This is a genomic window from Streptomyces sp. NPDC093586 (assembly GCF_044764905.1).
Classification (GTDB): domain Bacteria; phylum Actinomycetota; class Actinomycetes; order Streptomycetales; family Streptomycetaceae; genus Streptomyces.
Window position 1 is genome coordinate 153,910 of sequence record NZ_JBIWJA010000012.1, and the last position, 11,969, is coordinate 165,878.

The window sequence follows — 11,969 nt, forward strand, 5'->3', positions numbered from 1 at the left end:
GCGCGTGGACACGAGCGAGAGCAGTACCGCATCCCCGGACGAAGCCCCCGCCCCGCACGGGGCCCGGCGGCGCGGCCGACGCCGCTGGGCCATGGACACCCGTCCCCTGCGCCGTCCCGCCTACCGCAGGCTGTGGTCCTCGACCATCGTCACGGCCGTCGGCAGCCAGCTCACCGCCGTCGCCGTGCCCAAGCAGATCTACGACATCACCGGCTCCTCCGCCTGGGTCGGTGCCGCGAGCCTCGCCGGGCTGCTGCCGCTGATCGTGTTCGCGCTGTGGGGCGGCGCGGTCGCCGACACCATGGACCGCCGCAAGCTGCTGTTGATCACCAACACCGGCATCGCCGTCACCTCGCTGCTGTTCTGGGCGCAGGCCGTCACCGGTCTGGAGTCGGTGGCCGTCCTGATGCTCCTGCTCGCGCTGCAACAGGCCTTCTGGGGCCTGAACGCCCCGGCCCGCAACGCCTCCATCGCCCGCCTGGTCCCCGAGGACGAACTCGCCGCCGCGGGCGCCCTCGGCTCGACCGTCATGCAGACCGGCCAGGTGGTCGGCCCGCTGCTCGCCGGTGCCCTCATCCCGGTCGTCGGCCTGCCCGAGCTGTACCTCGTCGACGCGCTGGCCCTGTGCGTCACCGTGTGGGCGGTCCACCTGCTGCCCGCCCTGCCGCCGCTCGCGGGCACGGCGGTCCGGCGCGCGGGCGTCCGCGAGGTCGTCGCCGGTTTTCGCTACATCGCCGGGCACAAGGTGCTGCTGCTCTCCTTCCTGGCCGACATCGTCGCCATGGTCCTCGGCATGCCCCGCGCGCTGTTCCCGCAGCTCGCCGCCGAGACGTACGCCCCCTGGGGCGAGGGGCTCGCCCTCGGCCTGCTGTTCGCGGCCGTCCCCGTCGGCGCGGTGGCCGGCGGGCTGTTCTCCGGCACCTTCTCCCGGGTGCGCCGGCACGGCTGGATGGTGATCGGCGCGGTCGTCGCCTGGGGCGCGGCCATCACCGGGTTCGGGCTGAGCGGCAACCTGTGGCTCGCGGTGGCCTTCCTCGCGATCGCCGGGATCGCCGACATGGTCTCCATGGTCTTCCGCGGGGCGATCCTGCTGTCCGCCGCGACCGACGAGATGCGCGGGCGCATGCAGGGCGTCTTCACGGTGGTCGTCGCCGGCGGCCCGCGCCTGGCCGACGCCCTGCACGGCGGCGCGGGTTCGGCCTTCGGGGCGCGGGCGGCGGTCGCGGGCGGCGGGCTGCTCGTCGTCGTGGTGATGTCGGCCCTCGCCGCCGCCGTACCGGCGCTGCGCCGTTACCGCGTCTGACGCCGCGTCACGACATGCTGCGGCCCCGCAGCGCGGCGTGCTCCATGAGCCGGACGCGGGTGGCCTCCAGCCGGTGCGCGAGGATCTCGGCCACCGTCCGCACCAGCACGATCCCGAGCTGCGGGTCCTCCTCGCACAGAGCGAGCACCGACGCCGCGTCGAACTCGTAGGCGCGCACCGGGCTGAAGGCCTCGGCGCCGAAGTCCCACTCGTACGGCGGGAACAGCCAGGACCAGCCGAGCAGGTCGCCGACGCCCAGGCTGGCGACCGTCACCCGTTGCAGCGACGTCACCTGCTGGGTCAGGGAGACCGTGCCGGACCGGACGACCCAGAAGCGGTCGGCCCGGCCTCCTGCCTCGAAGATCCGGGCGTCCTCCGGGAAGGACACCTCCCGGGCGAGCGCCATGAGACGACCGCGCTGGTGCGGGGGGAGGGCGGTGAGCAGTTTGATCGCTTTGGTCATGACCCGGGGCTCCTCCCCGACGATTCGGTTCAGGTGCGTTCCCTACGCACCATTTCAGCCGCTGCCGGCGTCCTGGGCACCTCAGCGGACGGCGGATTCCGTACGAATGCGGCGCCGGTCCGGGAGCGGCGGCGTCCGGGCGTGAAAAAGCCCTGGCTGGACGGGGGAAGCCAGCCAGGGCCGTAAGCGGTGACGCACGGAGGACCTGTCCGTCGACTCCGTCGCCACGTATGGATGAACGCTAAACCATCTCGCGCGTTCCGGGAACTCGAAACCGGGTCGCGTGACCTGTTTCACTGGCCCGTCACCCGCTGTGGCGTGTCGTCACCCGGTTCCCTCCGCGACGACCCTGACCGTCTTCAGCGACGGGTCGCTCGGATCCGGCAGATACATCCCCGCGTCCAGACCACTGCGCAGGTACCGCAGGACGGGCTCGGTCAGCCGCTCGCCCGGCAGGACGGCGGGGATACCGGGCGGATACGGCGTGATCATCTCCGCGGAGACGCGCCCGGCCGCCCGGTCGAGCGGCACCGCCTCGGCCGGGCCGAAGAACGCGTCCCGGGGCAGCATCACCTGCGGCATCCGCAGCTCGGACGGCGACGGCACCTCGACGCGCGGGGCGGCATCCAGGTCCGGCACCGCCCGGGCGAGGTCCTTGAGCGCGGCCAGCAGCTCGCCGGCGGTCTCCCGGTCGTCGCCGTGGGTGATCTGCGTGCCGATGCGGCGGTGGTCGGTCAGATGCGCGACGACGCCACGGCGTTCGCGCAGCCAGTCCGCCGCCTGGTACCCGGACACACCGAGCCCGTCGAGGTCGATGACGACGGGCAACGGGTCGAAGCCGTGGGCCAGCCCCGGACCGCAGAAGTCGTCCCGGTCGTTGACGTGCATCCCGTCGATCTCCTCGACGGCCGCCCGGACCTCGGCCACCAGATCCAGCGCACCGCCCATGATCTCCCGGCCCCGCAGTGCCATCTGGCGGCGCCAGCCGTCCAGGCCGGCGAAGATCAGCACCGACGGGCTGGTCGTGCTCAGCAGATCCGCCCGCATGCCGAGCAGCTCCGGCGGGACCAGGTCACCGCGCAGATGGAACACGGAGCCCTGTTCCAGGCCGCTGCCCATCTTGTGGATGCTGGTCACACAGATGTCGGCACCGGCGTCCATCGCCCAGGACGGCAGGTCGGGGTGGAAGGGGAGATGCGCACCCCACGCCTCGTCGACGATCAGCGGTACCGGACGCCGGTGGCAGACCTCGGCGACGGCCCGCAGGTCGGCGCTCGCCCCGTACGGCGTCGGGCTGGTGATCAGCGCGCCCTTGGCATCGGGATGCTCGGCGAACGCCCGCTCGAACGCGTCGGGGGACGGGGGGTGGGCCAGATGCCGCTCGGCGTCCCAGCGGGGTTCCACCCAGACCGGCTCGATGCCGGAGAGGACCAGACCCGACACGACGGACTTGTGGGCGTCCCGGCCGATCAGCAGCTTCTCGTGCGGGCCCGCCACGGCGAGCATCGCCGCCTTCACCGACAGGCTGCTCCCGCAGGTCGTGAAGAACGTGTGATCGGCGTGCACCGCGTCGGCCATCAGCTCCTGGGCGCGCTGCAGCACCCGGCCGCGGGTGAGCCGGTCGTCGAGGCCGCCGGTCGTCAGGAGATCACCGAAGAAGACGGCGTCGCCCAGCACCTCCCGCACCGCCGGGTCGGCACCGCGCGCCTGTTTGTGCCCGGGTGGAGTGAACGACAACCGCCCCTCGCGGCGGTAGTCGACGAGGGCTTCCAGAACGGGCGCACGGGTGTGGTCGGCTGTCATGCCGACCCGGTTTCCCGGCCTGGGCCTTCGTCAATCCGGCGGTGACCCGGTGACCCGGCGCCACCGTCCGTGCCCCGGGCCGTCAGCCGGACCCCGAGCCCGTCAGCCGGCCTCCGCGCGGCGGCCCGGGGTCAGGACCTCGTCCAGCACCCGCAGGACCGCCTCGTACGCCACCGTCCGGACCGCCGCCTCGCGGGAGCCCTCCGGATCGGTCGACCGCAGCTCGTCCCTTCGCGCCCGCCACGTCCGTTCCTGTTCCACCGCACAGGCCCTCGCGCGGTGCATGCGGCGCAGCAGTTCGTCCGAGTCCACAACATCCGTCATGTACTCCACGTACCCCCGCACGGCGCCCGGATGGCTATTGGTCCGGAAGGAGGGCCGAAGGTTTGGGGGAGCGGCCGGGGGTCAGCCGGACAGCACGGGGCCCGCGGCGGACGCACCGCGCCCGGCCGGATCCCCCCTCACCCCCACGACCAGGGAGCTGACGGATGCGTGACAGGCACACCACCCCATCCGCCCTCGAACGGTCCGGAACGGGCCGGTGCGGGCCGTCACCGCCCCGCAAACCCGCCGAAGCCCGCAGCGCGGTGGAACGCGTGGTCACCGAATGCTGCCGTACCGGCCACGTGCCGTGCGACGCGCGGGCGCTGTCGGACGCCGTCCTCGTCGCCTCGGAGCTGACCACCAACGCGATCCTGCACGGTGGCGGCATCACCGACTTCCAGGTCGACGTCGTCGGTCCCGGCGTCCGCCTCTCGGTGTGCGACCGCAGCGCCGAGCTGCCGGTGATCGTGCCGCCGACCGACCCGCGGGGCCGCCGTCGCCTCGGCGGCCACGGCTGGCCGATCGTCTGCCGGCTGGCGCGCGACGTGCGTGTGGCAGACCTTCCGTCCGGAGGCAAGCGGATCACCGTCGTCGTTCCGCTGTCCTGAGTACTTTTCGAAAAGCGGAGTTTGTTCCCCCGGGGCGGGGGCAGTCGCAAGTTCGTGCTTCGGACCGGAGGCGCAGCAGCGGGAGCGGTATGACTGCTCCGGCCCCTCCGGGTGGAGACCCGGACAGTGCCGCTTCCGCGGAAAGTTCCCCTGAGACCACCGTTCAGGAGCGAATCCGCATGCTCATCGAAACGCCCACCATCCGTCCCGGTACCCCCGAGCCCGCGCAGGACTCGACCGCTCCTGCCACCGCCCCCCGACGCCGGCACGACGACGCGCCGGACACCGCCGCGCTCTTCGTCCGGCTGTCGGCGCTGGAGGACGGGCCGGAACGGGACGCCGTCCGCGACGAACTCGTCACGGCCTGGCTGCCCATGGCCCATCGGATCGCCGGCCGCTTCCGGGACCGCGGCGAGTCCATCGAGGACCTGCGCCAGGTCGCCGCACTCGGGCTGGTGAAGGCCATCGACCGCTTCGACCCGGAGCGCGGTGCCTTCGAGAGCTACGCCGTGCCCACCATCACCGGTGAGGTCAAGCGGCATTTCCGGGACCGGATGTGGGCCCTGCGAGTGCCCCGCCGGGTCCAGGAACTGCGCAACAAGGTGCGGGTGGCACGACGCGAACTCACGCAGAGCCCGGGCAGCCCCGAACCGTCGGTCGCCGACCTGGCCGCCCACACCGGGCTCACCGAGGAAGAGGTCACCGCGGGGATGGAGGCGCTGGAGAGCTTCAGCACCCTGTCGCTGGACGCCGAGCTGTCGGCCGGCGACGACGGCTACAGCCTCGCGGACACCCTCGGCGCCGCCGACTCCTCGTACGACACCGTGATCGACCGCGAGTCCGCCAAGGAGGGCCTGCGCAGGCTGCCTGAACGCGAGCGGGCCATCCTCTACATGCGCTTCTTCGAGGACATGACGCAGAGCCGTATAGCCGACCGCCTGGGCATCTCGCAGATGCACGTGTCCCGGCTCATCAGCCGCAGCTGCGCCCGTGTGCGCGACGAGGCCATGGGACAGCGCCCCGTCCGCCGCCGCACGACGGTGTGAGAACCGCCGCACGACGCCTTCACGCCTCCGGGGAACGACGGGACGGATCCTGACGCCTCACCCAGCGCTGCCGCGCCGACCCGTCGGCGGCCACGGGACACCGCGGACTACGACGGGACGGACGGGGAAGGCGAGGTGGCGTGCCGCCCCGTATGCCGGACAACGGCATACGGGGCGGACGCGTGTCCGGGGAACGAAGGCGGAGGAGTGTCCATGACGGCGGACGACCACGCGGTGGCGGGGGAACGGGCGGAACCGGGGGAACCGGAGCGGCTGCGGGCACAACTGCACGACCTGCGCGCCCGGGCCCGCGACCGCCCGATGATCTTCCAGGCGCAGGGCATGCTGCGGGAGCGGTACGCCCTCGCCGACGCGGAGACGGCGTTCGCGCTGATGCAGCGCGCCTCCCAGCGTTTCAACATCAGGGTGCGCACCCTGGCCGACGCCCTCGTGACCACGCCGGGCCCGGACGAGCCGGACGGCGTGTGGTTCCCGCGCCGGGTCCGCCGCCCGGAGCCGGCGCTGTCCTTCCCCGGCGCGCACCACGCCGGCACCGGCAACCGCGGTGGCGTCCTCGGGGCCGTGCTGAGCCAGACGCTCGCCGTGGTCGGCACCGACATGGGCAACGTGCAACTGACCGACCGTGCCCGGGGCGGACTGCGCATCGAGAAACACACGGGGCACCCCCCGGACTTCGTCGACTTCTTCTGGCACGTCGGCCCGGAGGGCACGGCATGCGCCCTGGCCGCCCGGAACGTCACCCAGGTCACCGTGCGCGACGTGGCGACGGACCCCGTCCTCGACGAACCGGCCCGGCGGGCCATTCTCGCGGCGGGCAGTCGCGCCTGCCACAGCGTGCCGCTGACGACCGCCTCCGGACAGTGCGTCGGCATGGTCTCCGCCCATGCCGGCCGCCCGCTGGGCGAGCTCACCCCGGCCCAGCGCGAGGCCCTGGAAGCCCTGGGCGGCCAGGCCGGCCGCCGGCTCGCCTGGCACGACCACACGGTGGTGCGGGACGCGCTGGAACACCTCCACACCCTCGGCCGCGCGGCGCGCGGCGGCCGGCTGCGCCGGAGGTGACAGGCCGCCCGCGCACGGCCGCTCCGGCTCGGGGCACCGGCCGGCGGTCCGGCCGACTGGCAGACCGCCCGCGCACGGCCGTTCCGTCCCCGGGCGCCTCATCAGCACCGGCGGCACACGCCCGGCGCGGGCCCGGCGCGGCGTCCGCCCCGGGCAGGGCCCGCGCCCCCGGTGTGCGGGGGAGAAGGCGGGGCATGCGGAGTTCCGGAGGGGAGGTCCACATGAGCGTTCTGACACGCGCCGGCCGCGGCACGGCCCGGCGGGCGGCCAACGGATCGGCCGCCGAGGGGGCCGCCCGGGCGGGACTGACCGCGCGCGGCGTCATCTACCTGCTCGTCGGGCTGCTGGCCCTGCGGATCGCCTTCGGCGACGGGCAGCGGCAGGCCGACCGCGGTGGTGCCCTGGCCGAGCTGTCGGAGAAACCGTTCGGCGCCGTACTACTGTGGGCACTGGGCGCCGGACTCGTCGGCATGGCACTGTGGCGGCTGTCCGAGGCGCTGTTCGGCGCCGTCGGCGAGGACGGCCGCAGCGTGAAGAAGCGCCTGCCGGCCGCCGCCCGCTGCGTCTTCTACTCGTTCGTCGCCTACTCCGTCCTGGCCTTCGCGGCCGGCTCCCGCGGCAGCGGCGGCGGAGCCGGCGACCGGCAGTCCCGGGACGTCACGGCCAAGGTGCTCGAGATGCCCGCCGGACGGTGGGCCGTGGGCGCGGCCGGGGCCGCGATAGTGGTCGCCGGGGTGGTGATCGCCGTCCAGGCCGTGCGCCGCAGCTACCACAAGAAGCTGAAGCTCGGCGAGCTGAGCCCGCGGGCGCGGCGGCTGGTCGACGTCACCGGCGTCGGCGGCGGGGCGGCCCGGGGGATCGTCTTCGCGGCGGCGGGCGCCTTCGCCGTGCAGGCCGCGGCCGACTACGAACCCGACCGGGCCAAGGGCCTGGACGACACCCTGCGCTCCTTCGCCGGCACCCCGCTCGGACCCTGGCTGCTGGTCTGCGTCGCCGCGGGTCTGGTGCTGTTCGGCGTGTTCTCGTTCGCCCTGGCACGCTGGCGCAGGGTGTGAGCCCGACGTCTGAGCCGCGCCGCACGGGGAACACGGGGCGAATGAACGAACACGAGATTCCTCCGCCGGACGGACGTCCCGTGGACGTCTACCTGGACCTCCTGCGCTTCCGCATGGAGACCGACGACTTCCAGCTGCTGCTCAGCGTGGTGGAACCGGTCCTCCAGGCGATCGACGAGCACCAGATGCCCACCATCGACTTCTCCCTGGACGGCGACAGCGCCGAGGCGCTGCCGCAGGAGATCCGGGACGAGGCCGCCCTGGTCATCGCCACCGCCGTCACCGGCCGGCTCGACAACGAGGTCGTCGAGATCAGCACCGACGAGACCGGCCCCGTCCGCGTCGTCACGGACGCGGCCACCGCCTCCGACCCCGAACGCCTCGGCGAGATCGCCGACTACCTCAAGGAACGCCACCGGCAGAACGAGGAACTGCGCGGCATCGCCGAGGCGAGCGGAATGCCCAGCGACTTCTGACCCGTCACCGCTTCGGCGTCGCGACGGGCACGCCCAACGGCCGGGCGAGGCCCACCACGGCCTCGTCCAGACGCTCCAGGTGCCGCAGGACGCGCCCGGTGATACGGCCGTACCGCGGTACCCCGCCCGGCTCGAACTCCAGCAGCGAGGCGATGCTGGGCCCGGTCTCCACCTCCACCCCGGCATCTTCGTCGGCGACGCGCGCCGCGATCGCCTCGATGTTGCGCACCGTGCGCCGCACCGCCCCGCGCAGCCGCGGATCGGCCGCGATCGACGGGTGGGTGGGCAGCAGCTCGGCCGTCGCCGCCAGCGACCGCGCGTGATAGGCACACGTCTCCAGCAGCGCCACCACGTACTGGGCCGTGTTCCGGCGGGCCCGCAGCGGCGTGATCGGGTGGGTGAGCGGCTGGGTGGCGCCGCGCAGATCGCCCAGCGCCTGGTCCAGGTCGCGCGCCGTGTCCAGCAGATCGGCGGCCGGCCCGCCGCTGAGCTGGTCGACGGCGCCCTCGGTGACGTCCACCAGCCGTTCCAGCACGGTGCCCAGCAGTTCGTTCGTACGCCGGTCCGTGCGGATCGGCAGCACCAGCGCCGCCGCGATGATCCCGCAGGCCGCGCCGAGCGCCGTCTCCTCCACCCGCAGCAGCAGCACCGACATGCTGTACGTGTGCAGCAGGGTGTACAGCAGCCCGAGCATCGCCGTCACGAAGAACGACATCAGCGTGTAGGACAGCGGCGCCGTGTAGAACATCGCGAAGATGAACAGCAGCACCAGCCCGAACGCGGTCCAGGTGTGGCTCCCGACCAGCCCGGCCAGCACGATGCCGGCCACCACCCCCAGCACGGTCCCCAGCAGTCGGCGGTAGCCCTTGACCAGGATCTCGCCGGTGGAGGCGGTGTTCAGGAAGACGATCCAGCAGGTGAGCACCGCCCAGTACCAGCGCTGCGAGGACAGGAACTCCCCGCCGACGATGGCCAGTGAGGACCCCACGGCGACCTGCACGGCGGCGCGGGTGGTGGGCCGGCGCAACCCGGCCGGCTCCTCCTCCGGCGCGGGCTCCTCGCCGGCGTCGATGGCGGCGTCCTCGGCGTCCAGCTCCTCGCGGGAGCGGGTCGTGGCGGGCGTGTCGTCCGACTCGTCCTGCGGCCCGTCCAGCGCGATCCTGAGGCCCATGACCGCGCGGGCGGTCTCGCCGATCCCGCGGAAGACGTCCTGCACGGCGGGCGTCGCCTCGGGCAGGTTCTCCTCGTCGCGATAGCCCAGCAGCCGGTTGCGCAGATGGGACAGTGCCGTGCCGCGGGCCTCGGCGGGGGGCCGCAGCACCAGCGCGCGCAACGTCCCCAGGTCCCGGCGCAGGATCGCCGTCGCCTCGCCGGGCGCGGGCGTGCCCCCCACCGACGGGGCCGGAGCGCCCGGCAGATGCAGGGTGAGGGTGTCCGCCCGCTCGGCGCTGCGCGCGGTCAGCAGCAGCAGCCCGAGGCGCTCGGCGGCGATCTCGGCGTCCGCGATACGGCGCTGCACCAGACGCGCCGTCGACGCGTCCGGGGTGCCCTCCTCCAGCCGGGACTGGATCATCAGGGCCGTCTCGTGCAGCCGCGCGGTGCCGTCCCGCAGATGCTCGAGCGTCTTGTCGATCTCGCCCGGCCCGGCGTCCAGCAGTTCGAGCTGCGCCGAGATCAGCTGCGCCAGCCGGGCCCGGAAGGCCTGGCGCAGCCGCGACAGGACACGTGCGGGGGTCGCCGGCACGATCGCGAAACGCACCAGGGCACTGCACGCGAACGCCACGGCGATCGCGGCCCACAGCTCCGGCAGCGCCGACGTCCCCGCGCCTACGAACAGGGACACGAAGTAGATCTGGAAGCCGATCAGGCCCAGGGCGTGGCCGCGGTCGCCGAAGCGGCGGCTGTAGACGGCGCAGAAGATCAGGACGACGAAGAAGACGTCACCGGCGACGACCCGCGAGGTGAGCAGCGCGCTCACCGACACGGCCGCCAGCGCCACGGGCAGGCCCAGTGCCAGGGTGACGGCCTGCGCGCCGGGCTGCTTCTCGCGGATGGCGAAGGTGGCGACCATCGCCGACATGGCGCCCGCCACCAGATGCTTGACGTCCGACCCCAGGAGGGCCAGCACGGCCAGCGCCAGGGCGATGGCGCCCACCGTCCGCAGCCCGGCCGTCAGCCGCAGCAGTCCGGGATCGGACGCGGCGACGCGATCCCGCAGTCGTGTCCGCACCGAGCGCCCCGCCTGCTTCACGCCGCCGCACACTCTCCCGACTCACGCCCGACTCACGCCTGTAGATCCACTTGCCAGCATGCCATGCCGCGAACGGGTCGCCGGCAGCGGGTCACGACTGCGCCCGGCCCGCCCCCTCGACCTGCTTGCGCACCTGCTCCGGCGTCAGATAGGCGTCGGTGTACTCGAAGTCCTTCAGCTTCGCCGGCTTGCGGGCCTGGAAACCGGTGCGCACGAAATCGTCGCCGGCGACCGCGTTCAGCATCCAGTTGGCCGCCACCCGGGCCTTGGCCACGCCCGTGCGCAGCGCCGACCAGTGGTAGCCGCGGGCCACCGCCTGGGCGGGCAGGCCGTGCAGTTCGACACCGAGCGGCTTGGACACCGCGTCGGTGCCGCCGAGGTCGACGACCAGACCGAGGTCCTTGTGGACGTACGGCCGCATCGGCTGGCCGCGCAGGGTGGAGATGATGTTCTCGGCGACGTGCTTGCCCTGGCGCATGGCGTGCTGCGCGGTGGGCGGGCAGACGGCGCCCTCCTGGCCCTTGGCGAGGTCGGGCACGGCCGCGGAGTCGCCGAGCGCGAACACCCCGTCGTGGCCCGGCAGGCACATCTCGGCGGTGACGGCGAGCCGTCCCTTGACCGTCTCCGCGTCGAGCGTGGCGATCAGCGGGCTCGCGACCACGCCGGCGGTCCAGATCAACGTGCGGGTGGGCACCACCCGGCCGTTGGTGAAGGTGACCTCCTCGGGCCCGGCCTTCTCGATGGACACGCCCAGGGAGATCTCGATGCCGCGCCGCGTCAGCACCTCCTGCGCGCTGCGCCCGAGTTTCTCGCCCAGCTCGGGCATCAGCTTCGGCGCGATGTCGATCAGGTGCCACTTGATCAGGGACGGGTCCAGGCGCGGGTAGCGCTTGACGGCCGCGTGGGTGAGCCGCTGCAGACAGGCCGCGGTCTCGGTGCCCGCGTATCCGCCGCCGACCACCACGAACTGCAGCCGGGAGGCGCGCTCGGCGGGATCCTGGCTGGCGTCGGCGAGATCGAGCTGCGAGATGACGTGGTCGCGGATGTAGGCGGCCTCCGCGAGCGTCTTCATGCCGAACGCGTGGTCGGTGAGCCCCGGGATGTCGAACGTGCGGGTGATGCTCCCGGGGGCCAGCACGATGTAGTCGTACGGTTCGTTGACGATCTCGCCGGTGATGGTCCGCACCACGCAGACCTTCGCCTTGAGGTCCACGCCGATGGCCCCGCCCGGAATGATCCGGGTGCGGTACCTGCTGCTGCGGCGCAGGGACACCGCGATCGACTGCGGCGTCAGCACCCCCGAGGCGACCTGCGGCAGCAGCGGCAGATAGAGCTGATAGGCGAACGGCGTCACCAGGGTGACGGCGGCCTCGTGGGGGGAGAGCCTGCGTTCCAGACGGCGGACGCACTCCACGCCGGCGAAACCTGCGCCGACTACCAGGATCCTGGGTCGTGTCACGGTGTTCATCCCTTTCTGCGGTTCCGGGCGGTCTGCCGCGAACGCCATTCGCCTGCCCCTGGATCGCCGCTTCGCACCTCGTCGATCCCATCGCGTCGGCG

Annotated in this window: 11 protein-coding genes; 6 read left to right on the plus strand and 5 right to left on the minus strand. The window is 73.2% G+C overall.

Annotated elements, in window-relative coordinates:
- Positions 1–4: 4 nt before the first annotated feature.
- A complete protein-coding gene (locus ACIRFH_RS15690) occupies positions 5–1,303 on the plus strand; it encodes an MFS transporter (RefSeq protein WP_403520738.1) in 1,299 nt (432 codons plus the stop codon).
- 7 nt (positions 1,304–1,310) lie between these two features.
- On the opposite strand, the gene ACIRFH_RS15695 is transcribed toward ACIRFH_RS15690, so the two are convergent.
- The 3 genes from ACIRFH_RS15695 to ACIRFH_RS15705 all read right to left on the minus strand — a co-directional run bounded on the left by ACIRFH_RS15695 (position 1,311) and on the right by ACIRFH_RS15705 (position 3,893).
- Positions 1,311–1,766, minus strand: a complete 456-nt coding sequence (locus ACIRFH_RS15695) for a cyclic nucleotide-binding domain-containing protein (RefSeq protein WP_403520740.1) — start codon at positions 1,764–1,766, stop codon at positions 1,311–1,313.
- Between the two features lie 324 nt (positions 1,767–2,090).
- Positions 2,091–3,569 (minus strand): aminotransferase class I/II-fold pyridoxal phosphate-dependent enzyme, encoded by a 1,479-nt coding sequence (locus ACIRFH_RS15700; protein ID WP_403520742.1) that lies wholly within the window; start codon positions 3,567–3,569, stop codon positions 2,091–2,093.
- A gap of 102 nt (positions 3,570–3,671) precedes the next feature.
- On the minus strand, positions 3,672–3,893 hold the full coding sequence (locus tag ACIRFH_RS15705; protein ID WP_403520744.1) for a hypothetical protein: 222 nt from the start codon (positions 3,891–3,893) through the stop codon (positions 3,672–3,674).
- Positions 3,894–4,057: 164 nt separating this feature from the next.
- On the opposite strand from ACIRFH_RS15705, the gene ACIRFH_RS15710 reads away from it, so the two are divergent.
- From ACIRFH_RS15710 to ACIRFH_RS15730, 5 genes are all read left to right on the plus strand, one after another.
- Positions 4,058–4,501: an ATP-binding protein gene (locus ACIRFH_RS15710; RefSeq protein WP_403520746.1), complete on the plus strand. Its 444-nt coding sequence runs from the start codon at positions 4,058–4,060 to the stop codon at positions 4,499–4,501.
- A 179-nt stretch (positions 4,502–4,680) separates the two neighbouring features.
- A complete protein-coding gene (locus tag ACIRFH_RS15715) occupies positions 4,681–5,547 on the plus strand; it encodes a SigB/SigF/SigG family RNA polymerase sigma factor (protein ID WP_403520748.1) in 867 nt (288 codons plus the stop codon).
- 213 nt (positions 5,548–5,760) lie between these two features.
- Positions 5,761–6,627, plus strand: a complete 867-nt coding sequence (locus ACIRFH_RS15720; RefSeq protein WP_403520750.1) for an ANTAR domain-containing protein — start codon at positions 5,761–5,763, stop codon at positions 6,625–6,627.
- Between the two features lie 221 nt (positions 6,628–6,848).
- Positions 6,849–7,682, plus strand: a complete 834-nt coding sequence (locus tag ACIRFH_RS15725) for a DUF1206 domain-containing protein (protein ID WP_403520752.1) — start codon at positions 6,849–6,851, stop codon at positions 7,680–7,682.
- Positions 7,683–7,723: 41 nt separating this feature from the next.
- Positions 7,724–8,158 carry a hypothetical protein gene (locus ACIRFH_RS15730; protein WP_403520754.1) on the plus strand — a complete coding sequence of 145 codons (435 nt, stop codon included), beginning with the start codon at positions 7,724–7,726 and terminating at the stop codon, positions 8,156–8,158.
- A 4-nt stretch (positions 8,159–8,162) separates the two neighbouring features.
- Here ACIRFH_RS15730 and ACIRFH_RS15735 read toward each other — a convergent pair whose 3' ends face one another.
- Positions 8,163–10,409, minus strand: a complete 2,247-nt coding sequence (locus ACIRFH_RS15735) for an FUSC family protein (protein ID WP_403520756.1) — start codon at positions 10,407–10,409, stop codon at positions 8,163–8,165.
- A gap of 91 nt (positions 10,410–10,500) precedes the next feature.
- The gene (locus ACIRFH_RS15740; protein ID WP_403520758.1) at positions 10,501–11,877 is read right to left on the minus strand and encodes an NAD(P)/FAD-dependent oxidoreductase; all 1,377 of its coding nucleotides are present in this window, start codon (positions 11,875–11,877) and stop codon (positions 10,501–10,503) included.
- Positions 11,878–11,969: the final 92 nt, after the last annotated feature.

What these genes read in the sequence shown, in the direction of transcription:
- ACIRFH_RS15710 (WP_403520746.1), top strand. Translation starts at nt 4,058, where the DNA reads ATGCGTGACAGGCACACCACCCCATCCGCCCTCGAACGGTCCGGAACG.
- ACIRFH_RS15705 (WP_403520744.1), bottom strand. Translation starts at nt 3,893, where the DNA reads ATGACGGATGTTGTGGACTCGGACGAACTGCTGCGCCGCATGCACCGC.
- ACIRFH_RS15720 (WP_403520750.1), top strand. Translation starts at nt 5,761, where the DNA reads ATGACGGCGGACGACCACGCGGTGGCGGGGGAACGGGCGGAACCGGGG.
- ACIRFH_RS15700 (WP_403520742.1), bottom strand. Translation starts at nt 3,569, where the DNA reads ATGACAGCCGACCACACCCGTGCGCCCGTTCTGGAAGCCCTCGTCGAC.
- ACIRFH_RS15730 (WP_403520754.1), top strand. Translation starts at nt 7,724, where the DNA reads ATGAACGAACACGAGATTCCTCCGCCGGACGGACGTCCCGTGGACGTC.
- ACIRFH_RS15695 (WP_403520740.1), bottom strand. Translation starts at nt 1,766, where the DNA reads ATGACCAAAGCGATCAAACTGCTCACCGCCCTCCCCCCGCACCAGCGC.
- ACIRFH_RS15725 (WP_403520752.1), top strand. Translation starts at nt 6,849, where the DNA reads ATGAGCGTTCTGACACGCGCCGGCCGCGGCACGGCCCGGCGGGCGGCC.
- ACIRFH_RS15715 (WP_403520748.1), top strand. Translation starts at nt 4,681, where the DNA reads ATGCTCATCGAAACGCCCACCATCCGTCCCGGTACCCCCGAGCCCGCG.
- ACIRFH_RS15740 (WP_403520758.1), bottom strand. Translation starts at nt 11,877, where the DNA reads ATGAACACCGTGACACGACCCAGGATCCTGGTAGTCGGCGCAGGTTTC.